The following is a 22399-nucleotide window of genomic DNA, read 5'->3' as shown; positions in this document are numbered from 1 at the left end:
CACAGGCTACCAGTCGGGGCGGGTCAAGCAGAAATCACTGCCCCGCGGCCCGCGGGAGGTCGTACTCCCGGGAGAACGGCACGTAGTCGAGATGCTCGAAGGCCGGGTCCTCGTCGTCGATCTCCAGCACGGCGGCACCCGGGCGGCGCAACCGGGCCGGGACCACATTGAGCTCGTGGTCGACGGTGTTCTCCACCCCGAGGCGGGAACGGGCCATGCGTTGCATACGGCGGCGCCGCAGCCGCTCCTCGATGCGGGTCTGACGACGCAAGTAGGCCAGATAGAGCAGCGTGATGAGGCCCACCGCGGCGGTGGCGTACCACATCGTCGTGGACCACAGATAGGCCGCGCCCGCGGTGACGAGCAGCAGCACCGCCATCGACATCAGCATCCGCTTGCGGAACCGGTACTTGCGCGCGCTGACCGCGGCGGCGGTCTTGGACTCGAAGCGACGGGCTCGCGACGCCGCGGGCATGGCGGTGGTGGGCGGGTCGGCCTCGGCTTCCAGGCCTGAGGTGTCGTCGATGTATTCGTACTCGTCGGCGGTGCCGTCATCCGGTTCGGCAGCCTGCGCCGCCGGCTCCTGTGCCGGTGTCTCCGTGGCGCTTTCGGCGGGCTCCTCAACGGCCGACTCCTGGTCACCGAAGTCCAGCGGCAATTCCTCGCCGTGTTCGGGAGCCTGTTCCGCGGCCGGCGTGCTCGCCGTCTCCGATTTCGCGACGGGCAGCGCACCCGAGTCCATTTCGACCACGTCGACGTCGAGGTAGCCCTCGTCCTCTTCGGCGATGGACGTCACGACGGCGACTGTGCGCCCCCGCGACGGTTTGCCGGTGACGACGACGGGGCCGGTTTCGTCCTCGTCGTAGTCGTCGAGTTCTTCTTCGGGGCGCCACTCGGGATCGCTGCGGTGGCCGGCGGCCGGCTTTCCGCGCCGGATCAACCGTGCGGCGCGGCCGCCGCCGTTGAGCACGCGGGTGGCCAGGGCGACGTCGCTGGTCCGTTTGACGGTGTCACGCTTGTTGATGAGCATGGGCACCAGCACGAACAGCCAGAGCACGACGAGTGAGATCCAGAGCAACGACTGGGGGATGCTTGGCATGGTGGCCTGCTCCTTTCCCCTCCAGGCTAGGTCGGCTGACCTGCGCAACCAGGGCGGCGCGCCGAGGTCAATTACACACCTGTAATTCCTCGGATACAAGCACCATTAGTCACAGATGTCACATCTGCAACAGCAGCCTCGCCTGTGAACGCGCTTCAGACCCACTGCGCACGACCGGTCCGTACCAACGTCGAGGTCACCGAACCGTTCACCTCTTCCACCGTCAGGCCCACCAGGAGGTGATCGCGCCAGCCGCCGTCGACATCGAGGTAACGCCGCAGCAGCCCCTCCTCACGGAAGCCCGCTTTGGCGAGCACCTGGCGGCTGGCCGCGTTCTCGGGCCGCACGGTGGCCTCCACCCGGTGCAACATCACCGCGCCGAAACAGTGATCCAGGCCCAGCGCCAGGGCACCCGTGGCCACCCCGCCCCCGGTGACCTCGCTGTGCACCCAGTAGCCGATCCACGCCGAACGCAACGCACCGTGTGTCACATTGCCGATCGTCAACTGCCCGGCGAACTGCCCGTCCAATTCGATGATGTAGGGCAGCATCCGCCCTCGGCGCGCCTCGGCCCGCAAGCCGGAGCACACCGACGGCCACGCCGAAACAGCATGTCGCGCAGGCCAATCCAGCTCCGCGGTGGGTTCCCACGGCTCGAGGAACTGGCGGTCGGCGATCCGGATCCGGCTCCACTGGGCGGCGTCGCGCATACGGACCGGACGCAGCCGCACCACACCGGCGCGCACCCGTAGCGGTCCGACCGCCGAGGGCCACCCCGGGTGCACGGAGTTGGACCGCCAGAAGTTCACGTCGGTCAGCCGCGCTGGGCCAGGAACGCGACGTCCACGGTTTCCCCGGTGCGCAGCTGTTCCACATCGCTGGGCACCACCACCAGACAGTTGGCTTCGGCGAGGGTGGCCAGCAGATGCGACGACGAACCAGGGGCGCCGCCCAGCGCCTGCACCAGATACTCACCGGTGTCCTGATCACGCATCAGCTGCCCGCGCAGATAACCCTTGCGGCCGGCCACCGACGAGATGGGTGACAGCGTGCGCGCCTGCACGACACGCCGGAGCGGCTGCCGCTTGCCCAGCGACAGCCGGATCAGCGGCCGCACCATCACCTCGAACACCACCAGGGCACTCACCGGGTTGGCAGGCAGCAGGAACACCGGCACCCCGTCGCGGCCCAGCTGCCCGAAACCCTGCACAGAGCCAGGATGCATCGCGATCCGGGTGACTTCCATCTCACCGAGTTCGGACAGCACCGAGCGCACCCCTTCGGCCGCCGCGCCTCCCACCGCACCGGCGATGACGACGATCTCCGCGCGGCTGAGCTGCCCTTCGACCACTTCCCGCAGTTTCGCCGGATCGCTGTCGACGATCCCCACGCGGTTGACCTCGGCGCCGGCATCCCGTCCCGCCGCCGCCAGCGCGTAGGAGTTGACGTCATAGACCTGCCCGGTTCCCGGCGAGCGGGAGACGTCGACCAGTTCGCCGCCGACAGAGAGCACCGACAGCCGCGGCCGGGGGTGCACCAGCACCCGGTCGCGTCCCACGGCTGCCAACAAACCCACCTGAGCGGCACCGACGATGGTGCCCGCGCGCACGGCCACGTCACCGGGCTGGACGTCATCACCGGTCCGACGCACGTAGGCACCCGACCTGACGCCGCGCAGTACCCGAACCCGGGACTGCCCGCCGTCGGTCCAGCGCAGCGGCAGTACCGCATCGGCGAGCGTGGGCATCGGCGCCCCGGTCTGCACGCGCGCTGCCTGGCGCGGCTGCAGCCGGCTCGGGGTCTTGGTCCCGGCCTCGATCACCCCCATCACCGGGAGGCTGATCTGGCCCGAGGCGGCCCCGCCGTCTTCGTCCCAGCCGTCCGAACCATCGATACCCAGGACGTCGACGCTGCGCACGGCGTACCCGTCGATCGCAGCCTGGTCGAACCCGGGCAGGGGGCGTTCGGTCACCACCTCTTCGGCGCACATCAACCCCTGCGCCTCAGCGATCGCCACCCGAACGGGTCGCGGCGCCACCGCCGCGGCCTGTACCCGGGCCTGCTGTTCCTCCACCGAACGCACAGTGCGCCTTTCTGTATCGGCCCCGGCTGGGTCTGTCTCGGGCCCGGGCCGACGCAGCGCTACTGCTCGCTCAACCCCAATCGCGAAACCAGCCAGCTGCGTAGTTCCGGGCCGTAATCGTCACGGTCCAAGGCAAAGTCAACCGCAGCCTTAAGGTAGCCGCCGGGATTTCCCAGGTCGTGTCGAGACCCCCGGTGCACCACCACGTGCACGGGATGGCCCTCTTCGATCAGCAGCGCGATGGCGTCGGTCAGCTGGATTTCCCCGCCCACGCCCTTGTCGACCCGCCGCAGCGCATCGAAGATGGCGCGGTCCAGGACGTACCGGCCGGCTGCGGCGAACAGCGACGGCGCGTCCTCGGCCTTCGGCTTCTCCACCATGCCCTTGACCCTGAGCACATTCGGGTTCGCCGCGTCCGGGACGGTTTCCACGTCGAACACGCCGTACGCACTGATCTCGTCTTCGGGAACCTCGATGGCGCACAACACGGTGCCGCCGCGCTTGGCCCGCACCTTGGACATGGTCTCCAGGACACCGGTGGGAAGCACCAGGTCATCCGGCAGCAGCACGGCCACGGCGTCCTCGTCGGGCAACAAGGTGGACTCGACACAGCCGACGGCGTGGCCCAACCCCAACGGCTTCTCCTGCACCACGGACTCGACCTTGATCAACGCGGGCGCACGGCGGACCTTCTCCAGCATGGCCTTCTTGCCGCGGGCTTCCAGCGTGCCCTCGAGCACCAGGTCCTCGACGAAGTGCGCGACCACGCCGTCCTTGCCCTCGGAGGTGATGATGACCAGTCGTTCGGCGCCGGCTTCGGCCGCTTCGGCGGCAACCAGTTCGATACCCGGCGTGTCGACGACGGGCAGCAACTCCTTGGGCACGGTCTTGGTGGCGGGCAGGAACCGGGTTCCCAGACCGGCTGCGGGCACGATTGCCGTGCGCGGAATGGGTACCTGAGGTGCGTTCATCGTTCACACCCTAACTGCAATGCCGAGGTCTTACAGGCTGGCCGTCGGGTCCGGCGGCTGCTAGTTCTGTACCCGTGAATGCGATGTCGAAAGCCTTGTTGCGCGAGCAACTGATCGCCTCGCGACGAGCGGTGCCCGAGGCTGTTCGCCAGGCTGAGGCCGCGGCGCTGAAAGCACACGTGGCGTCGATCGCGCGGTTGGCCGAGACCGTTTGCGCCTATGTACCGGTACGCGCGGAACCGGGGACGCCAGCGTTGTTGGACGCGCTCGCGGCGGCCGGCGCCCGGGTGCTGCTGCCGATCAGCCGGGTCGATTCCGCGGGCACCCCGCAGCCGCTGCGGTGGGGCCGATACTCCCATGGACAACTCGTCCCCGCCGGATTCGGCCTCCTGGAACCGTCCGGTGAGGCGCTGCCACCGGAGGCTGTCGCCGAGGCGGGCGTCGTGCTGGTCCCCGCGCTCGCCGTCGACCGCCGTGGTGTCCGGCTCGGCCGCGGCGCCGGCTTCTACGACCGATCGCTGCCGCTGCGCGACCCGGCGGCCAGGCTCATCGCGGTGGTTCGCGACGACGAACTGCGCGACGAACTCCCCGGTGAACCTCATGACGTCCGCATGTCGGATGCGCTGACCCCGGGGCAGGGAATGGTGCCGCTGGGGGGCGCGCCGGGAATGCACCCGACCGAATAGCGGTTCTAGCACTTGGCACGGTAGAGTGCTAAGGAAATTCTGATCTTCCCGGAGGTTCGTGTGCCGACCTACAGCTACGCATGCACCGAGTGCGGCGACCGCTTCGACGCAGTGCAGGCCTTCTCCGATGACGCGCTGACCACGTGCACCAAGTGCGAGGGCCGGCTGCGCAAACTGTTCAATTCCGTCGGCGTGGTGTTCAAGGGCAGTGGCTTCTACCGCACCGACAGCCGCGAGAGCAGCAAGAGCTCGTCCACGGCATCCTCCTCCAGCACGGGCTCGGACTCCGGTTCCGGCTCCAGCGAGAAGTCGTCCAGCTCCAGCGACAAGAGCTCCAGCGACACCAAGAGTTCTTCTCCCGCGCCTGCAGCGGCATCAAGCTAGCCGCTCCCCGGTTATCCACAGGCGGCCCGCCCGGTGAGTGCGGGCCGCTTGTTGTGCTGTCTACGCTGTCGCCATGAGACTGGGCCGCACCAGTAGCCTCGATCCCACCCTGTTCACCCGCTTTCGCCAAGCGCTGCAACCGGATTGGGTGCACTCGGTGCGCGCGCGCCGGGTGGCGGCGGGCGCGCTGGTGGTCCTGGCCGCGGCGGCGGCGCTGCGGTCCGAGCCTGGCGGCGCCCACGCCGACGCCGTTGTCGCGATCAGGGACCTGAGCCCCGGTGTGGTCGTGACCGCAGACGATGTTCGTATCGAGAGTCGTTCTGCTGCAACACTTCCCGACGGAACGCTGGCCGACCCCACTGCGGTGGTCGGCGGGGCCCCCGCCGGCCCGGTACGTCGCGGAGAGGTCATCACCGATGTGCGCCTGCTCGGCACCCGGCTGACCGAGGCGGCGGCGGGACCCGACGCCCGTGTGGTGCCGCTGCAGCTGGCCCAAGACGCGATTCTCGACGTGCTCCGCGAGGGTGACGTGGTGGATGTCATCGCCGCTCCCCCGTCGGCGCCCGGGCCCGATGCGGGCCCCACCGGCCGCACCGTGGCCACCGACGCCGTGGTGGTGTTGGTCTCACCCGATCCCGGCGGGCTCGCCGGCGCCGGGGACCGTGTGGTCCTGGTGGCGCTGCCGGCTGCGGCGGCCACCGCCGTCGCGGCGGCCAGCCTTGGCCACACCATGACGTTGACTCTTCACTGACGTCCCCACCGTTGACCTGACCCTGGGCCACCGGGCGACTAACGTCTCAAGATCTGGACAACATGTCACCCGATGACAGGAGAAGTCACCCATGTTGAAGGGGTTCAAGGAATTCATCGCGCGCGGCAACATCGTCGACCTGTCGGTCGCGGTGGTGATCGGTACCGCGTTCACGGGTTTGGTCACGGCATTCACTCAGAACGTCGTGCAGCCGCTGATCGACCGGATCGGCGCAGGCCCCGAAAAGGAGTACGGAATCCTGAAGATTCCGCTCGGCGGTGATCAGTTCGTCGATCTCAACGCGGTGCTGTCCGCCGGAATCAATTTCATCCTGGTGGCCGCTGTCGTGTACTTCGTCATCGTGCTGCCGTACAAGAAATTGCGCGAGCGCGGCGAGGTGGAACAGGCCCAGGACACCGAGTTGAGCATCCTCACCGAGATCCGCAACATCCTGCACAGCGCGAACAACGGCACCGGCCCCGACGAGCATGTCACCGGCCCGGGCACCGGACCGAGCCCCGACACGGCGCGACACACAAGCGCGGACAAGAACTGAACTGCCTCACCACGATTCGGGTCCACCGACAAAACCGCCCCCGGCTGGGAAGCCGGGGGCGGTTTTGTTTGCGATCGTCAGACGGTCACCAGTCACCGATGGGCGGCGAGAACTCGAAGGCGCCGTTGGACTCCAGGTTGAACGGAGCGGCGGTGGTGCCGACGACGGCCTTCACACTGTCGCGGGTCTCACCCTGGGCGTGCACGATGCCCGCGTCGCCCGAGCGGGTGGACAGGAAGCCGCGAGCTTCACCGATGGCGGTGGCGCGCAGCGAGTTGTCGTCGATGACGAGAGCCTGACGGCTGGTCACCTGCGGGGTGGGGGCCACCTCCTCGACTTCCGCGCTGGCCGTTCCGCTGCCGAGGCTCATGAACGCTGCGGCTACGGCGAACGAACCGAGACCAAGAGCACCCAGCTTCTTGGAGCTACGGATGAGGCCACTGGCGTTTTCGGCCATCGGCGCTTCCCTTCATTAGTGAGGACCCGAAGGACCCATTGGTTTAAGTCGTAGAGCTTCCTGAACAATACCAGTCAAAGTCCCTGTGCGGGCGCTGAGACCGGAAAATAGAACTTGAACTCACGGTGATTTGTTTTTCGGCGTCGGGAATCTCCGCCCGCACCCGAAACTTCCTGGCAGACAACCGAATCCGGCCCTCCGATGGGAGGCTGCCGGCCGCGGTGAAACAGCGCCGCATCGGCAATTGACAGGAAATCACAGGGTTTCGCCATTCTTGCGAAATGCACGGCCGCGAACGCCGGTTCTACCCAACAAAACGACCCCCGGCAAGGCCGGGGGTCGCTTTGTCAACGAACTAGCTGAGTCGAAAACTCAGTTCATGTTCCAGGGCTCGCCGTAGGTGGTAACGCTGTCACCGGCCGAGGAGATCAGTCGAGCGTAGGGGCGCAGCAGCACGCCACCGGCCGCACCGGTCACGGTGCCGTGCGCGTTGGAGACCGCAACCGCACCGTTGGCGCCGGCGACGTCCACGGAGAACGTGGCGACTTCCTGGATGCCGGGGCCGTTGCCCAGGTCAGCCGAGATCGAGACGCCGGGGAACAGCGGCGGGGTAACGACGGCGGGGATCAGGTCCAGGCCGAGTCCACCGGTGATCGGGTTGAATTCGCCATAGTCCTGACCGTCGAACGCGATGTTCGGGGTGGTGTAGCTGAAGTTGATGCCCACACCCAGCGACCACGGGAAGCCAACCTGGTAGCCCAGCTCGAGCACGCCCTCGAAGTCGTCAGCGCCCTCACCGGTCACTGCGTAGACGGCCTTGCCGGAGTGGAACCACTCACGGGTGAGACGGTTGCGGTCCAGCGGGAAGACACCGTTGAGGAACGTGTCCCACTGCTGGATGGTCAGGGTGCGGCCCTGGCCGTCGACGAGGCTCAGTTCATTGTCCAAGCCAGCATGCGAGGTGCCCGTGCTCGCGAACAGAGCCGCGATGGAGGCGATCAACGCCACCAGCACCCGACTGATTACCTTCATGTTCTCCCCAGCTGTGTTGGCGGTGATCCCGGGGCGGTTTCACCGAGTTGGCGGTTTTCGTGGTTGGCATGTTCACACCGCACACGAAGCAAGAGGTCACAAATGAGAGGCCTCACATGCTGCTCTTACGTTTTGCTCATCGTTGATGACGGGAGAAACATAACGGCAGGGCATACGGGCGGCAACGCGGGGCCCCTACGCGCCGCTCCTGGAATCCCGCTGGAAGAAGTTTGCTGAACGGCTGTGTCGGCTTGACACAACAACCCCGTGCGCATCAGGGGCATCCACTGCCGCATCCCCCATTATCACGTGTCCGCGCGATCCGCGCGAGAATGGAAAAACCGCAGATCAGGCGGGTTGAATCCAAACGTTATGTCAGCCGTGATGAGGGGGAATGTTGTCCCGCCACCAACGCTCGCGGTCGGCGTCACCGCGGCCGGCGTCCGGATCACGCTCGTCGGAGGATTCCTGGGGAATTTCCGAACCGAAGATCTTGTTAACTGAATCCCTGTCCCGCGGAGATAACGCCATCACAAATCTTTCCTGGTGTGAGCAAGATCACATTCTGCACGTTTGTTCTGTTCACTTACACGAAACATTGCGGCAGCATTAGAGAACGGTTGGAGAGTTCCGAGCCCGAAGATGGCGCGCACATTGAAAACGCCGTCTGAGTGCTCCCCCAGAGTTGGGTGAGCGCTCAGACGGCACATGGACGTCGGAGTCAGATTTCCAGGCTCGAGAGCTGGCCGATGATCTGCGCCGCCAGCGGGCTCAACGTAGCCATCCCGTCGCGCACGGCGGGGCGTGACCCGGCGAGATTCACCACCAGGGTGCTCCCGGAGATACCTGCCAGTCCCCGAGACATTCCGGCGTCGATGATGCCGGCAGACAGCCCGGACGCACGTAACGCCTCGGAGATCCCCAGCAGCTCGCGATCGAGGATGTCGACCGTCGCCTCAGGGGTGACGTCGCGGGGTGTCACCCCGGTTCCGCCCACGGACACCACCAGGTCCACACCGCCGATCACCGCGGTGTTCAGCGCGTTCCGGATCTCCACCTCGTCGGAGGCGACGACCACCACACCGTCGACCACGAATCCCGCTTCATTGAGCAGCTCGGTGACCAACGGACCGCTGTGGTCCTCTTCGTCACCGTGCGCGGTCCGATCGTCGACGACGACGACGAGAGCCCTACCCACCAGGTCATGAGGCTGTTCCATGGAAGCAACCGTATATGTGGAAGCAGACTTCGTCCGCATCGTTTGCGGAGGAGCCGTCCGAATCACCATCACTGGTCGGCCTTCCCCAGCGTCACCTGCAGGGTCTGCGGGTCATTGCCGTCGGCATCGACGTAGGTCAACGTCACCTTCTCCCCTGGCGCCTTGGACCGCACCGCGGCCACCAGGGCGCCGGCTCCCGAGATGGGCCGGTCGTTCACCTTGGTGACCACCACACCGTTGGGCAGGCCGGCCCCGGCGGCCGCCCCACCCCGGGTGATCTCCACGATCTTGGCGCCGTTGATGGCGGTGTCGTTGCTGACCTGGACGCCCAGCGACGCGTGCGAGGCCGACCCCGTGCTGATCAGCTCATCGGCGATGCGCTTGGCCTGGTCCACCGGGATCGCGAACCCCAGCCCGATCGAGCCCGACTGCGGCTGATCCTCGCCGCCACCCAGTGTGGCGATTGCCGAGTTCATCCCGACCAGCTCGCCGTTCATGTTGACCAGCGCACCGCCGGAGTTGCCCGGATTGATCGCGGCATCGGTCTGGATGGCATCCAGCACGGTGTTCTGGTTCTTCGCATCACCGGCGGTGGACACCGGCCGGTTGAGTGCGCTGACGATACCGGTGGTGACCGTGCCTTCCAGGCCCAGCGGCGAACCGATCGCCACCACATCCTGGCCCACCCGCAGGTCCGCTGATGAGCCCAGCGTGATCGGGGTGAGCCCCGAGACACCTTCGGCGCGGATCACGGCGACGTCGCTGGCCGGGTCGGCACCCACCACCTTGAAGGGCGCGGTGTTGCCGTTGGAGAAGGTCACCGTCGTGGTGGGAGCGGCCCCGCGCGTACCCGGGCCCAGGGGAAGGCCCGGACTCGCTTCCGGCCCAGCGGCAGACGGTGCCCCGGCGGCCGACACCACGTGGGCATTGGTCAGGATCAGCCCGTCCGGCGACAGAATGATCCCGGAGCCCTCCTCATGCGCCCGGCCGAGGTTGAGCTCCAGCTTGACCACGCTGGGCACCACCTTCGCCGCGACCTGCTCCACCGAGCCGGCGGGCGCGTTCGCCGCCGGCATCCCCGGAGCGGCACCGGTGGCCGTGGTGAAGGTGTTGACCGGCCTGTCGTCGGGATGTGCCACCATCGCCACCCCACCGCCAATTCCGGCCGACACCACGGCAATAGCCATGGCCCCCGCGAAAAGCTTGGTGCGCGAACGCTTCTGGTACTGCTGATGCGGCGGTTGGCCGGGCACCGGGTAAGCGCGGTAGCCGGCGGACTGGCGCGGGTCGTGCTGCTGGTGACCACCCTGCGGCTGCGTGGCATACCGCCAGTCGTATTGAGGCACTGGCCCCTGTTGAGAACCCGGAGCGTAGTGACCGTGATAACCCGGACCCGCAGGCGAAGTGGGGTGGTGCTGTCCCGAGTGCTGCGGGTGGGGCGAATACCTCGGGTGGTTGGTCATCGGGGTCTGATCACCGGTCCTTCGACAGTCGGCCGCGACCGGTGGCTCAGGCGGTCACGGCAGGGGAACGTCTCTCGTTGACAACCACCTTGCCTCCGTCGACTGAGAATCGACTGAGACAACACCCTGTTGTGATCGTGTCGTTGCCTTATCTGTGACCTGCGGCACCGAATCGGCGTCGTCGGCCCCCACGGCGCCGTCGCCGGCGTCGTCGTTCGGATACGGCGCGGGTGATCCGGGCCGGCCCGGCAGCAGGACGAAGAACGAGGTTCCCGGCGGCTGCCCCCCGGGCACGGTGTCTTCCACACGCAGCGCACCACCGTGTTTGAGCACCACCTGCTTGACGATGGCCAGACCCAGCCCGGAGCCGGGCATCGCGCGCGCGGCGGTGGCCCGGTAGAACCGTTCGAACACCAGGTGCCGTTCCTGCAGCGGGATACCGGGACCATGGTCGGAGACAACGAGTTCGGCGTGTGACGGGTCCACCTGCTTCAGCCGCAGCCCCACCCGGCCGCCCGACGGGCTCCACTTGGCGGCGTTGTCCAACAGGTTGAGCACCGCGCGCGACAGACCGGCGGCGTCGCCGTAGACCTGCCACGGCGTGACCTCGACGTCGAACTCGATGTCACTGCGGCGCCGCCGCACCCGTTCGAGGCTGCGGTCGACGACCTCGGTCATGTCGACGGGTTCGTAGATGACGCCGCCGGCTTCGTCACGCGTCAGATCGACGAGATCGCCGACCAGCGTGGACAATTCCTCGATCTGGCCGATCACGTCGGAGCGCAGATCGTCCATCTCGGCTTCCGGGATGCTCGCCGCGCCCGGTCGGGTCGAGGCCATCAGCAGCTCGACATTGGTGCGCAACGACGTCAACGGTGTGCGCAGCTCGTGACCGGCGTCGGTGACCAGACGGGCCTGGCGTTCCCGCGACTCGGCCAGGGCCCGCAACATCATGTTGAACGCCTCGGTGAGCCGGGCCAGTTCGTCGCTGCCGAACACCGGAATGGGCCGCAGGTCGTCGGTGCGGGCCACCCGCTCGGCGGCTTCGGTGAGCTTGGCGACCGGCCGTAGCCCGGTCCTGGTGACCGCGGCCCCCGCGATCGCAGCGACCGCCACCCCGACACCGCCCACGATCAGCAGCACCCAGCGCAGCTTCATCATCACCGCATCGGTGGGGGCCAGGCTCTTGGAGATCAGCAGCGTGCTGCCGTTGGGCAGGTGCACCGCCAGCACCCGTTGATCGGCTGCGGTACGTCGCGACATGAAGAGCTCACCGGCGATCACGGCTTTCTCCGTCGCCCCGATCGGCAGCGTCTGGCCTTCTTGGTTGGCCGTATAGATGGACCGGCCGGGGTTGATCAGCATCGCGTTGACATCGGAGTACGCCGTGCCCTCGATGGCCTTGCCGGGATCCGAGGCCAGCGAGCCACTGGCGATCAGCAGCTGGGCCCGGCTCTGCAGCTGATTGTCGATGTCGTCGTAGAGCGCCGCGGACACCACCGCATACACCGCGAACGAGATCAGCACCACCACCATGGCCACCATGGACATCGCGAGCAACATCACCCGCCATCGCAGTGACAACGATGTCGTGGCTCTGGATTCGCGCCGGTTGGACCGTGCCATCTCTTCAGGCCCGGCGTCTCAGGGCGGCGTCTCGCGAAGCACGTAACCCACTCCGCGGACGGTGTGGATCAGTCGCGGCTCGCCCTCCGCTTCGGTCTTCCTGCGCAGATATCCGACATACACCTCGAGCGCGTTACCCGAGGTGGGGAAATCGAAGCCCCACACCTCTTCCAGGATGCGGCTGCGGGTCAGCACCCGGCGCGGGTTTGCGATCAGCATCTCCAGCAACGCGAATTCAGTGCGGGTGAGGCTGATCTGCCGTTGCCCGCGGGTGACCTCACGGGTCACCGGGTCCAACGTCAGGTCGCCGAAGGTCAGCGCGACGGCTTCCACTTTGTCTTCAGGCCCGGTGCGGCGCAGCAGCGCGCGCATCCTGGCCAGCAGCTCCTCCAGAGCGAATGGCTTGGGCAGGTAGTCATCGGCGCCCGCGTCCAGGCCGGCCACCCGTTCGGACACCGAATCGCGAGCGGTCAGAACCAGAATGGGCAGATCATCGCCGGTACTGCGGAGCTGGCGACAGACCTCGAGCCCATCGAGCCTCGGCATCATCACATCGAGGACCACCGCGTCGGGACGGTCGGTGGAGATCGCATTGAGGGCCTCGACGCCATCCTCGGCCAATGAGACCGAGTAGCCGTTGAAGGAAAGGGAACGACGCAGGGACTCGCGCACCGCGCGATCGTCATCAACGACAAGAATGCGCACGGCCACCAGTGTTATCCCAATGTCTGAGAGCGGCCTGAGAGGCGCTCCGAGGAAGTTCCGAAGAAATTCCGGGCGCCCCGGTCACGGAGCGACCGAAGCTCAGCGCTTGTCGAGGTCGACGAGGCCCAGCCGAGCGGCCTTCAGCAAACGACGCGGCACCTTGTGCTGGGCGCCGGCGACGGTCACGTTGACCAGTCCGGTGGCCTCGGTCTTCCACTGCGCGCGGCGGCTACGGGTGTTCGCGCGCGACATCCTGCGCTTGGGCACAGCCATGACGTGCATCTCCTTGCTTGTGTGGTCCGCCGCGCGAAAAGAGCACACGACGCGGCGACGATTGCGATACAGAATAGCCCGCGAGCAGCGTCGGCTCCAAAACGCGCCGGCCTGACCGGCTAGCGGCGACTCTCCGCCCAGCCCACCAGGGTGGCCGGGACCATCACGGCGAGCACCCCGAGCACGCCGATGCCCAGGCAGATCATGGCAGGCCGGCCGTCGCTGATCAGCCAGACCCCGCCCACCGCGACCACCGCGCTCATCACCGCACCCAGCGCCAGGAGCTTGTGCCCACCCACGCCGGCGCGCCGGCGGGCAGGCGAGTTCCAGCGGGACCGGTCGCCGTCGCGGAAGTTCTCCACCAGCGAGGCCAGACCGAACACGGCGAACAATGCCCCGGCCCACGTCGTCGAACCTCGACTGAACTCGACCGCCGGACTGACCAGCATGCCGACCCCGGCACCGACCCACACCACGCCCGCGATCAACATCAGCGTCCGGAATGCCATGCGGCCAGTCTCGGTGGCGCCCGGGGCGGCAGCAATTCACCCTTGACTCGGTACCGCGGGTCCCGGGTAACCTACCGGTTGGTTGGACGACGGGAGAATGTGTGACTGTGCTGGTTCCGCAGGTCCGTATCGGGAACTGTTCGGGCTTCTACGGTGACCGGCTGTCGGCCATGCGGGAAATGCTCACCGGCGGCGAGCTCGACTATCTCACCGGGGACTACCTGGCCGAGCTGACCATGCTGATTCTCGGCCGGGATCGGATGAAGAACCCCGACCGCGGATACGCGAAGACCTTCTTGATCCAGCTCGAAGAGTGCCTGGGCCTGGCGCTGGAGAAGAAGGTACGCATCGTCGCCAACGCCGGCGGCCTGAACCCGGCCGGCCTGGCCGCGGCCGTGAGGACCCTCGCGAAGCGGCTGGGCCTGTCCGTCGATGTCGCATACGTCGAGGGTGACGACCTGCTGTCCAGGGCCGCCGACCTGGGCCTCGGCAGCCCCCTGACCGCCAATGCGTACCTGGGCGCGTGGGGCATCGCCGACTGTCTGCACTCCGGCGCCGACGTGGTGGTGACCGGCCGGGTCACCGACGCTTCGGTGATCGTCGGCCCCGCCGCGGCCCACTTCGGTTGGGACCGTGCCGATTACGACCGGTTGGCCGGAGCCGTGGTCGCCGGACATGTCATCGAGTGCGGGGTGCAGGCCAGCGGCGGGAACTTCGCGTTCTTCGGTGACGTGCCCGACCTGCTCCATCCGGGCTTCCCGCTGGCCGAGATCTACGCCGACGGCACCTCGGTGATCACCAAACACCCCGGCACAGGTGGGCTGGTCAGCGTCGACACCGTCACCGCGCAGCTGCTCTACGAGGTCACCGGCGCGCGATACGCCAACCCGGACGTGACGGCGCGCCTGGACCGCGTGGAGCTCACCGATGACGGGCCGGACCGGGTGCGCATCAGCGGTGTGACGGGCGAAGCCCCTCCCCCGACCTACAAAGTGTCACTCAACAGCATCGGCGGTCACCGCAACGCCATGACCTTCGTGCTCACCGGGCTGGACATCGAGGCCAAAGCGATGTTGGTGCAGCGACAGCTGGGCGCGGCGCTGACCACCACCCCGGCCGAACTGGAGTGGACGCTGGCCCGGACCGACCACCCCGACGCCGACACCGAGGAAGCCGCCAGCGCCCTGCTGCACTGCGTGGTCCGCGACCCCGACGCCACCGTTGTGGGCCGCCAGTTCTCCAGTGCGGCAGTCGAACTCGCCCTGGCGAGCTATCCCGGCTTCCATGTGACGGCACCCCCGGGCGACGGACAGGTGTACGGCGTGTTCACACCCGCCTATGTTGATGCCGGCGCGGTCGCCCACACCGCGGTGCACGCCGACGGCACCCGCGTCGCGATCGTCCCCGCCTCCGAGACCCTCCCGTTGACCCCGGCCGCGGAGCCGGAGTTGCCGTCTCCCCTGCCCCGCGGTTCGACCCGCCGTGCACCGCTGGGCACCGTCGCCGGGGCCCGCAGCGGCGACAAAGGCGGCTCGGCCAATGTCGGGGTGTGGGTGCGCACCGAGGATCAATGGCGTTGGCTGGCACACCTTCTCACCGTCGAGAAGCTCAAGCAACTGCTGCCCGAAACGGCCGCACTCGATGTCACCCGGCACCTGCTGCCCAATCTGCGAGCCGTCAACTTCGTGATCGACGGCCTGCTCGGGCAGGGCGTCGCCTATCAGGCCAGGTTCGATCCGCAGGCCAAAGGCCTCGGTGAGTGGCTCCGCAGCCGTTACGTCGACATCCCGGAGGACTTTCTGTCGTGAGTACCTGGAACACCCCCGAGCGTGAGCAGCTCCGCAAGACAGTTCGCGGTTTCGTCGACCGGGAGATCACCCCGCACATCGAGGAATGGGAGCGGGCCGGCGAGCTGCCGCGCGACCTGCACCGCAAGGCGGCCGACGCGGGCCTGCTGGGCGCTCCTTTCCCCGAACACGTCGGGGGTGGCGGCGGTGACGGCGCCGATGCCGTGGTGATCTGCGAGGAGATGCACGAAGCCGGCTCGCCAGGCGGAGTTTTCGCATCGCTGTTCACCTGCGGTATCGCGGTGCCGCACATGGTGGCCTCCGGGGATCGGCGGCTCATCGAGCAGTTCGTCGTCCCCACCCTGGCCGGCCAGAAGATCGGGGCGCTGGCCATCACCGAGCCCGGTGGCGGCTCCGACGTCGGACACCTGACCACCAGCGCGGTCCGCGACGGGGAGTTTTACATCGTCAACGGCGCCAAGACCTACATCACTTCCGGGGTGCGCGCCGATTATGTGGTGACCGCGGTGCGCACCGGCGGTCCCGGCGCCGCCGGCGTCTCGCTGCTGGTGGTCGAGAAGGGCACCCCGGGTTTCGAGGTCAGCCGCAAGCTGGACAAGATGGGGTGGCGCTCCTCCGACACCGCCGAACTGTCGTACACCGATGTGCGGGTTCCCGCCGCGAATCTGGTGGGCCCGGAGAACTCCGGCTTCCTGCAGATCGCCGGGGCATTCGTCTCCGAGCGCATCGGCCTTGCCGCCCAGGCCTATTCGAGCGCACAGCGCTGCCTGGATCTGACCGTGCAGTGGTGCCGCGACCGGGAGACGTTCGGGCGTCCGCTGATCTCGCGGCAGTCGGTGCAGAACACCCTGGCCGAGATGGCCAGGCGCATCGATGTGGCCCGGGTGTATTCGCGCCATGTCGTCGAACAACAGCTCAACGGCAACCCGAATCTGATCACCGAAGTGTGTTTCGCCAAGAACACCGCGGTCGAAGCCGGTGAGTGGGTGGCGCATCAGGCGGTGCAACTGTTCGGCGGCATGGGGTACATGGCCGAGTCCGAAGTCGAACGGCAGTATCGCGACATGCGGATCCTGGGGATCGGCGGCGGAACCACCGAAATCCTCACCGGCCTGGCCGCCAAGACACTTGGATATCAGTCATGACTTCGCCGCCTCCTCCTCATCGCTCCTGCGCTGCTGCCCGACTCCTCAGCGGCTCGTCCCTCGCCGCATCGTCGTTCGGGCGCGTCGCTCTGCATCGTCGGCGGCGCTCATGACCGCGCTGCAGTCCACCCTCGACCCCACGTCCCCGGCCTTCACGGAAGCCGCCGACGCGATGGCCGTCAAACTCGCCGAACTGAACGGTGAGCTGGAGAAGGCGCTCGCCGGTGGCGGCGAGAAGTACGTGCAGCGCCACCACGGTCGCGGCAAGCTCACCCCGCGGGAACGCATCGAACTGCTGGTGGACGAGGATTCACCGTTCCTGGAGCTGTGCCCGCTGGCCGGATACGGCAGTCACTACCAGGTGGGCGCCAGCCTGGTCATCGGCATCGGCGTCGTCGAAGGTGTCGAATGCATGATCGTCGCCAACGACCCCACGGTCAAGGGTGGCACCAGCAACCCCTGGACCATCCGGAAGTTGTTCCGGGCCAATCAGATCGCGCTGGAGAACCGGCTCCCGGTCATCTCACTGGTGGAGTCCGGCGGCGCCGACCTGACCACCCAGAAAGACATCTTCATTCCGGGTGGCCGTCAGTTCCGTGACCTGACCCGGTTGTCGGCGGCGGGCATCCCGACGATCGCGCTGGTGTTCGGCAATTCCACGGCGGGCGGCGCCTACATCCCGGGTATGTCGGACCACGTGGTGATGATCAAGGAGCGGTCCAAGGTGTTCCTGGCGGGCCCGCCACTGGTCAAGATGGCCACCGGCGAGGAATCCGACGACGAGTCGCTCGGTGGCGCCGAGATGCATGCTCGCACATCGGGTCTGGCCGACTATCTGGCCGTGGACGAATCCGATGCGCTGCGTCTGGGCCGTCGCATCGTGGCACGGCTCAACTGGCGCAAGCGCGGGCCCGCACCGGGCCCGGTCACCGAGCCGATGTTCGACGCAGCCGAGCTGGTGGGCATCGTGCCCGCCGATCTGCGTGTTCCGTTCGATCCCCGCGACGTCATCGCCCGGGTGGTCGACGGCTCCGATTTCGACGAGTTCAAACCGCTCTACGGCAGCTCGCTGGTCACCGGCTGGGCGCGGGTGTACGGATATCCGATCGGCATCCTGGCCAACGCGCGCGGGGTGCTGTTCAGCGAGGAGTCGCAGAAAGCCACCCAGTTCATCCAACTGGCCAATCGCAGCGACACCCCATTGCTGTTCCTGCACAACACCACTGGCTACATGGTGGGCAGAGCCTATGAGGAACGCGGCATGATCAAACACGGCTCGATGATGATCAACGCCGTGTCCAACTCGACGGTGCCGCACATCTCGCTGCTGATCGGGGCGTCCTACGGTGCGGGTCACTACGGCATGTGCGGGCGCGCCTACGACCCGAGGTTCTTGTTCGCCTGGCCCAGCGCCAAATCCGCGGTGATGGGTGGGGCCCAGCTCTCGGGCGTGTTGTCGATTGTCAACCGAGCCGCCGCCCAGGCCCGCGGCCAGGAGTATGACGAGGCCGCCGACGCCGCGATGCGCGCGGCGGTGGAAGGACAGATCGAGGCCGAGTCACTGCCGATGGTGCTGTCGGGGATGCTCTACGACGACGGGGTGATCGACCCGCGAGACACTCGCACGGTGCTCGGGATGAGCCTGTCCGCCATCGCCAATGGCCCGATCGAGGGGACGTCGAACTTCGGCGTCTTCAGAATGTAGGGAACGTGATCGCACGAGTTCTGGTGGCCAACCGCGGCGAGATCGCCCGGCGGGTCTTCGCCACCTGCCGGCGCCTCGGCCTGGAGACGGTGGCCGTCTACACCGATCCCGACGCCGACTCCCCGCACGTCGCCGAAGCCGATGTGCGTGTCCGGCTGCACACCAGCTACCTCGACGCCGCGGCGATCATCGCCGCGGCCACCGCCTCCGGAGCCGACGCGATCCACCCCGGCTACGGATTCCTCTCGGAGAACGCCGATTTCGCCGACGACGTGCTGGCCGCGGGACTCATCTGGATCGGCCCGCCGGTGTCCGCGGTGCGGTCGATGGGCTCGAAGATCGAGTCCAAGAAGATCATGGCCGCCGCCGGGGTGCCGGTGCTCGACGAGCTGGACGCCGATGCGGTGACCCAGGCACAGCTGCCCGTTCTGGTGAAGGCGTCCGCCGGAGGCGGCGGACGCGGTATGCGGGTGGTCACCGAACTCGGCGAGCTGGCCGAAGCGGTGAACGCAGCCCAGCGTGAGGCGCAGTCCGCCTTCGGTGATCCGGCGGTGTTCTGCGAACGTTATCTGCCGACCGGGCACCACATCGAGGTCCAGGTGATGGCCGACCAGCACGGCACGGTGTGGGCGGTCGGCGAGCGTGAGTGCTCCATCCAGAGGCGTCATCAGAAGATCATCGAAGAGGCCCCGTCGCCGTTGGTGGAACGCACTCCGGGTATGCGGGCCGAGTTGTTCGACGCGGCCCGCAAAGCCGCGGGCGCCATCGGCTACACCGGCGCCGGCACAGTGGAATTCCTCGCTGTCTCGGACACCGACGGGTCCACCGAATTCTTCTTCCTCGAGATGAACACCCGGCTGCAGGTCGAGCATCCGGTCACCGAGGCCACCACCGGACTTGACCTGGTGCAGCTGCAGCTCGCCGTCGCCGACGGCGCCAGGCTCGACCCGGAACCCCCTGCGACATACGGACATTCGATCGAGGCCCGACTCTACGCCGAGGACCCCGCCAAGGCCTGGCTCCCGCAGTCCGGCACCATCCACCACTTCGAGGTGCCCACCGCACGAACCGCGTTCAGCAGTACCGGCGGCACCGAGATCCGGCTGGACTCCGGCATCGTCGACGGCTCTTCGGTATCCATCCACTATGACCCGATGGTGGCCAAGGTGATCTCCTGCGCACCCACCCGCACGCAGGCGGCCCGGCTGCTGGCCACCGCCTTGACCCGCACCCGCCTGCACGGTGTGCGGACCAACCGCGACCTACTGGTGAATGTGCTGCGGCACCCGGCGTTTCTCGACGGCGCCACCGATACCTCGTTCTTCGACACCCACGGGCTGGCCGCGCTGGCGGCTCCGTTGGTGGACTCCCGGGGAGCCCGGCTCTCGGCCGTCGCCGCTGCCCTTGCCGACGCCGCACACAACCGGGCGGCAGCGCCGGTGCTGGCCTCGGCACCCAGTGGCTGGCGCAACCTGCCCTCGGGCAACCAGGTCAAGACCTACCGGACGCCCAGCGGCGAGGAACGCGTGGAGTACCGCGTCACCCGCGGCGAGATGACACTGCCCGGCGACGACGGTATCGGGGTGCGCACAGCGAGCCCTGATCAAGTGGTGCTGACCGACGCCGGCGGCGTCGAGATCCCGTTCGATGTCCGCCGGTACGGCGCCGACGTCTTCGTCGACTCGGCCTTGGGGTCGGTGCATGTGGTGGCGGTGCCGCGGTTCGTCGAACCGGGTTCCAGCACCGCCGCGGGCTCGCTGGTGGCCCCGATGCCCGGCGTCGTGGTGCGGGTGGGCGCCGAAGCCGGCGCATCGGTCACCCGAGGTCAGCCGTTGGTGTGGCTGGAAGCCATGAAGATGGAGCACACCATCGCCGCCCCCGCCGACGGCGTGCTGACCGAACTGAAGGCAAGAGCGGGCGATCAGGTCGAGGTCGGCCAGGTGCTGGCCGTGTTGAACACCGAGGGAGAGCAATGACAGGCTTTGTCGAGGGCTTCATAGAGGGCCCGGAGCGCACGGCGCTGCGCAAGTCGGTGGCCGCGTTCGCGGCCGACTACGGGCAGGACTACTACCTGGAGAAAGCCCGCGCCGGCCAGCACACCGACGAGTTGTGGCGTGAGGCGGGCAAGCTCGGGTTCATCGGAGTGAACCTCCCTTTAGAGTACGGCGGCGGCGGGGCGGGCATGTACGAGCTGAGCCTGGTCATGGAGGAGATGGCCGCCGCCGGGTCGGCACTGCTGATGATGGTGGTATCGCCCGCCATCAACGGCACCATCATCTCCAAGTTCGGGACCGACGAGCAGAAGCAGCGGTGGATCCCCGGCATCGCCGACGGCACCATCACCATGGCCTTCGCCATCACCGAACCCGACGCCGGTTCCAACTCGCACAGAATCACCACCACCGCGCGCCGCGACGGCAGCGACTGGATCCTCAGCGGCCAGAAGGTGTACATCTCCGGTGTCGACCAGGCCCAGGCCGTCCTGGTCGTCGGTCGCACCGAGGACCACAAGACGGGCAACCTCAAACCCGCGCTGTTCGTGGTGCCCACCGACACTGCCGGGTTGAGCTACACCAAGATCGACATGGAGATCGTCAGCCCCGAGTTCCAGTTCCAGCTGTTCCTCGACGAGGTGCGGCTGCCTGCCGACGCCCTGGTGGGCTCGGAGGACGCCGCGATCGCGCAACTGTTCGCCGGGCTGAACCCCGAGCGGATCATGGGCGCGGCCAGCGCGGTCGGGATGGGCCGCTTCGCACTGGCCAAGGCCACCGAGTACGTCAAGACCCGCCAGGTCTGGAAGACACCCATCGGCGCGCACCAGGGGATCTCACATCCGTTGGCGCAGAACCACATCGAGGTGGAGCTGGCGAAGTTGATGATGCAGAAGGCCGCCTCGCTCTACGACGCCGGTGACGATTTCGGGGCGGCCGAGGCCGCCAACATGGCGAAGTACGCCGCGGGTGAGGCCTCGGTGCGCGCCGTCGACCAGGCGGTGCAGTCACTCGGCGGCAACGGGTTGACCAAGGAGTACGGGGTCGCCTCGATCCTCACCGCCTCCCGACTGGCGCGTATCGCACCGGTGAGCCGCGAGATGATCCTCAACTTCGTCGCACAGACATCACTCGGCCTCCCCCGCTCCTACTGATGACCGGCCCCCTCGTTGCCTACCGGGTCCAGTCCGGCGCCGCGTACCTGACCCTGGACTCACCGCACAACCGCAATGCGCTGTCGACCGCGTTGGTGGGGCAGTTGCACGAAGGCCTGCGCAAGGCGACCGCCGATCCGCAGGCGCGTGTCGTGGTGCTCGGCCACACCGGTGGCACCTTCTGCGCGGGCGCGGATCTGAGCGAGGGTTCGACGGGTGATGCCAGAGCGCAGGCCGTCGCGCGCGCCACCGAGATGGCGACGCTGCTGCGCGCGATCGTCGAATGCCCGCTGCCGGTGATCGGGGCGGTCGACGGGCATGTGCGGGCCGGCGGTCTCGGATTGGTGGGCGCCTGCGACATCGTGGTGGCGGGACCGCGCAGCACCTTCGCGCTGACGGAGGCCCGCATCGGTGTGGCACCGGCGATCATCTCTATGACGCTGCTCCCGAAGATGTCTGCGCGCGCCGCGGGTCGCTACTACCTCACCGGTGAGACGTTCACCGCAACCACCGCCGCCGAGATCGGGCTGGTGACCGTGGCCGCCGACGATGCCGCGGCGGCGGTCGGTGGGTTCGTCACGGAATTGTCGAAAGCGTCACCCCAAGGGCTGGCTGCGTCAAAAGCGCTGACCACAGCGGCGGTGCTGGCCGGTTTCGACGCCGATGCCGAACGGCTGAGCCAAGATTCGGCGGCGTTGTTCGTCAGTGACGAGGCCAGGGAGGGGATGCTGGCTTTCCTCGAGAAGCGCCCGCCGCGATGGGCATTGCCGAGCTGACGGTGT

General features: G+C 67.6%; 22 protein-coding genes. 10 read left to right on the top strand and 12 right to left on the bottom strand.

The features are described 5' to 3' along the window. Positions 1 to 34: 34 nt before the first annotated feature. From sepX to NL241_RS05790, 4 genes are all read right to left on the bottom strand, one after another. Entirely contained in the window at positions 35 to 1099 is a 1065-nt protein-coding gene (gene sepX, locus NL241_RS05805) for a divisome protein SepX/GlpR (RefSeq protein WP_487691813.1), read from the bottom strand. Positions 1100 to 1254: 155 nt separating this feature from the next. Then, a complete protein-coding gene (locus NL241_RS05800; protein WP_487691814.1) occupies positions 1255 to 1908 on the bottom strand; it encodes a GNAT family N-acetyltransferase in 654 nt (217 codons plus the stop codon). Positions 1909 to 1913: 5 nt separating this feature from the next. Then, on the bottom strand, positions 1914 to 3182 hold the full coding sequence (glp, locus tag NL241_RS05795; RefSeq protein ID WP_494397006.1) for a molybdotransferase-like divisome protein Glp: 1269 nt from the start codon (positions 3180 to 3182) through the stop codon (positions 1914 to 1916). 59 nt (positions 3183 to 3241) lie between these two features. After that, positions 3242 to 4153, bottom strand: coding sequence for a UTP--glucose-1-phosphate uridylyltransferase (locus NL241_RS05790; protein WP_487691816.1), 912 nt, complete (start codon positions 4151 to 4153; stop codon positions 3242 to 3244). 83 nt (positions 4154 to 4236) lie between these two features. Here NL241_RS05790 and NL241_RS05785 point away from each other — a divergent pair, with 83 nt between their 5' ends. The 4 genes from NL241_RS05785 to mscL all read left to right on the top strand — a co-directional run bounded on the left by NL241_RS05785 (position 4237) and on the right by mscL (position 6530). Then, positions 4237 to 4839, top strand: a complete 603-nt coding sequence (locus NL241_RS05785) for a 5-formyltetrahydrofolate cyclo-ligase (RefSeq protein WP_494397005.1) — start codon at positions 4237 to 4239, stop codon at positions 4837 to 4839. A 60-nt stretch (positions 4840 to 4899) separates the two neighbouring features. Continuing rightward, complete coding sequence (locus tag NL241_RS05780; RefSeq protein WP_487691819.1) at positions 4900 to 5223, top strand: FmdB family zinc ribbon protein; 324 nt, start codon at positions 4900 to 4902, stop codon at positions 5221 to 5223. Positions 5224 to 5296: 73 nt separating this feature from the next. Beyond that, entirely contained in the window at positions 5297 to 5974 is a 678-nt protein-coding gene (locus NL241_RS05775) for an SAF domain-containing protein (protein ID WP_494397004.1), read from the top strand. A 91-nt stretch (positions 5975 to 6065) separates the two neighbouring features. Continuing rightward, positions 6066 to 6530 (top strand): large-conductance mechanosensitive channel protein MscL, encoded by a 465-nt coding sequence (gene mscL, locus NL241_RS05770; protein WP_487691821.1) that lies wholly within the window; start codon positions 6066 to 6068, stop codon positions 6528 to 6530. An 85-nt stretch (positions 6531 to 6615) separates the two neighbouring features. Here mscL and NL241_RS05765 read toward each other — a convergent pair whose 3' ends face one another. The 8 genes from NL241_RS05765 to NL241_RS05730 all read right to left on the bottom strand — a co-directional run bounded on the left by NL241_RS05765 (position 6616) and on the right by NL241_RS05730 (position 13814). Beyond that, the gene (locus tag NL241_RS05765; protein WP_494397003.1) at positions 6616 to 6987 is read right to left on the bottom strand and encodes a hypothetical protein; all 372 of its coding nucleotides are present in this window, start codon (positions 6985 to 6987) and stop codon (positions 6616 to 6618) included. Positions 6988 to 7359: 372 nt separating this feature from the next. Continuing rightward, positions 7360 to 8019 carry a porin MspA gene (gene mspA, locus NL241_RS05760; protein WP_487691823.1) on the bottom strand — a complete coding sequence of 220 codons (660 nt, stop codon included), beginning with the start codon at positions 8017 to 8019 and terminating at the stop codon, positions 7360 to 7362. Positions 8020 to 8740: 721 nt separating this feature from the next. Further along, the gene (locus NL241_RS05755; RefSeq protein WP_487691825.1) at positions 8741 to 9277 is read right to left on the bottom strand and encodes a MogA/MoaB family molybdenum cofactor biosynthesis protein; all 537 of its coding nucleotides are present in this window, start codon (positions 9275 to 9277) and stop codon (positions 8741 to 8743) included. A 29-nt stretch (positions 9278 to 9306) separates the two neighbouring features. Next, entirely contained in the window at positions 9307 to 10701 is a 1395-nt protein-coding gene (locus NL241_RS05750; RefSeq protein ID WP_487691826.1) for a S1C family serine protease, read from the bottom strand. Positions 10702 to 10755: 54 nt separating this feature from the next. Continuing rightward, complete coding sequence (locus NL241_RS05745; protein ID WP_487691827.1) at positions 10756 to 12327, bottom strand: HAMP domain-containing sensor histidine kinase; 1572 nt, start codon at positions 12325 to 12327, stop codon at positions 10756 to 10758. An 18-nt stretch (positions 12328 to 12345) separates the two neighbouring features. Further along, positions 12346 to 13032, bottom strand: a complete 687-nt coding sequence (locus NL241_RS05740; protein WP_487691828.1) for a response regulator transcription factor — start codon at positions 13030 to 13032, stop codon at positions 12346 to 12348. Positions 13033 to 13131: 99 nt separating this feature from the next. Beyond that, on the bottom strand, positions 13132 to 13305 hold the full coding sequence (gene rpmF, locus NL241_RS05735) for a 50S ribosomal protein L32 (RefSeq protein WP_487691829.1): 174 nt from the start codon (positions 13303 to 13305) through the stop codon (positions 13132 to 13134). 119 nt (positions 13306 to 13424) lie between these two features. Continuing rightward, positions 13425 to 13814 (bottom strand): hypothetical protein, encoded by a 390-nt coding sequence (locus NL241_RS05730; protein ID WP_487691830.1) that lies wholly within the window; start codon positions 13812 to 13814, stop codon positions 13425 to 13427. A 110-nt stretch (positions 13815 to 13924) separates the two neighbouring features. Here NL241_RS05730 and NL241_RS05725 point away from each other — a divergent pair, with 110 nt between their 5' ends. The 6 genes from NL241_RS05725 (at position 13925) to NL241_RS05700 (ending at position 22393) form a co-directional block, all read left to right on the top strand. After that, positions 13925 to 15622: an acyclic terpene utilization AtuA family protein gene (locus NL241_RS05725; RefSeq protein WP_494398244.1), complete on the top strand. Its 1698-nt coding sequence runs from the start codon at positions 13925 to 13927 to the stop codon at positions 15620 to 15622. Next, a complete protein-coding gene (locus tag NL241_RS05720) occupies positions 15619 to 16767 on the top strand; it encodes an acyl-CoA dehydrogenase family protein (protein ID WP_487691831.1) in 1149 nt (382 codons plus the stop codon). The genes NL241_RS05725 and NL241_RS05720 overlap by 4 nt, the downstream gene beginning before the upstream one ends. Positions 16768 to 16876: 109 nt before the next feature. Continuing rightward, positions 16877 to 18472 (top strand): acyl-CoA carboxylase subunit beta, encoded by a 1596-nt coding sequence (locus NL241_RS05715; protein ID WP_494397002.1) that lies wholly within the window; start codon positions 16877 to 16879, stop codon positions 18470 to 18472. A gap of 5 nt (positions 18473 to 18477) precedes the next feature. Beyond that, positions 18478 to 20448, top strand: coding sequence for an acetyl/propionyl/methylcrotonyl-CoA carboxylase subunit alpha (locus tag NL241_RS05710; protein ID WP_494397001.1), 1971 nt, complete (start codon positions 18478 to 18480; stop codon positions 20446 to 20448). After that, entirely contained in the window at positions 20445 to 21617 is a 1173-nt protein-coding gene (locus NL241_RS05705) for an acyl-CoA dehydrogenase family protein (protein ID WP_487691834.1), read from the top strand. The genes NL241_RS05710 and NL241_RS05705 overlap by 4 nt, the downstream gene beginning before the upstream one ends. Continuing rightward, positions 21617 to 22393 (top strand): enoyl-CoA hydratase family protein, encoded by a 777-nt coding sequence (locus NL241_RS05700; RefSeq protein WP_494397000.1) that lies wholly within the window; start codon positions 21617 to 21619, stop codon positions 22391 to 22393. The genes NL241_RS05705 and NL241_RS05700 overlap by 1 nt, the downstream gene beginning before the upstream one ends. Positions 22394 to 22399: the final 6 nt, after the last annotated feature.

The sequence above is a fragment of the Mycolicibacterium sp. SMGY-1XX genome (assembly GCF_059132455.1).
Note: the sequence above shows the minus strand (reverse complement) of the source record. Positions and strands in the feature narration are given on the sequence as shown.

Bases quoted from the DNA above. Each gene is read 5' to 3' on its own strand.
- sepX (WP_487691813.1), bottom strand. From the start codon at position 1,099: ATGCCAAGCATCCCCCAGTCGTTGCTCTGGATCTCACTCGTCGTGCTC.
- NL241_RS05790 (WP_487691816.1), bottom strand. From the start codon at position 4,153: ATGAACGCACCTCAGGTACCCATTCCGCGCACGGCAATCGTGCCCGCA.
- NL241_RS05785 (WP_494397005.1), top strand. From the start codon at position 4,237: ATGTCGAAAGCCTTGTTGCGCGAGCAACTGATCGCCTCGCGACGAGCG.
- NL241_RS05775 (WP_494397004.1), top strand. From the start codon at position 5,297: ATGAGACTGGGCCGCACCAGTAGCCTCGATCCCACCCTGTTCACCCGC.
- mscL (WP_487691821.1), top strand. From the start codon at position 6,066: ATGTTGAAGGGGTTCAAGGAATTCATCGCGCGCGGCAACATCGTCGAC.
- NL241_RS05765 (WP_494397003.1), bottom strand. From the start codon at position 6,987: ATGGCCGAAAACGCCAGTGGCCTCATCCGTAGCTCCAAGAAGCTGGGT.
- mspA (WP_487691823.1), bottom strand. From the start codon at position 8,019: ATGAAGGTAATCAGTCGGGTGCTGGTGGCGTTGATCGCCTCCATCGCG.
- NL241_RS05755 (WP_487691825.1), bottom strand. From the start codon at position 9,277: ATGCGGACGAAGTCTGCTTCCACATATACGGTTGCTTCCATGGAACAG.
- NL241_RS05750 (WP_487691826.1), bottom strand. From the start codon at position 10,701: ATGACCAACCACCCGAGGTATTCGCCCCACCCGCAGCACTCGGGACAG.
- NL241_RS05745 (WP_487691827.1), bottom strand. From the start codon at position 12,327: ATGGCACGGTCCAACCGGCGCGAATCCAGAGCCACGACATCGTTGTCA.
- rpmF (WP_487691829.1), bottom strand. From the start codon at position 13,305: ATGGCTGTGCCCAAGCGCAGGATGTCGCGCGCGAACACCCGTAGCCGC.
- NL241_RS05730 (WP_487691830.1), bottom strand. From the start codon at position 13,814: ATGGCATTCCGGACGCTGATGTTGATCGCGGGCGTGGTGTGGGTCGGT.
- NL241_RS05715 (WP_494397002.1), top strand. From the start codon at position 16,877: ATGACCGCGCTGCAGTCCACCCTCGACCCCACGTCCCCGGCCTTCACG.
- NL241_RS05705 (WP_487691834.1), top strand. From the start codon at position 20,445: ATGACAGGCTTTGTCGAGGGCTTCATAGAGGGCCCGGAGCGCACGGCG.
- NL241_RS05700 (WP_494397000.1), top strand. From the start codon at position 21,617: ATGACCGGCCCCCTCGTTGCCTACCGGGTCCAGTCCGGCGCCGCGTAC.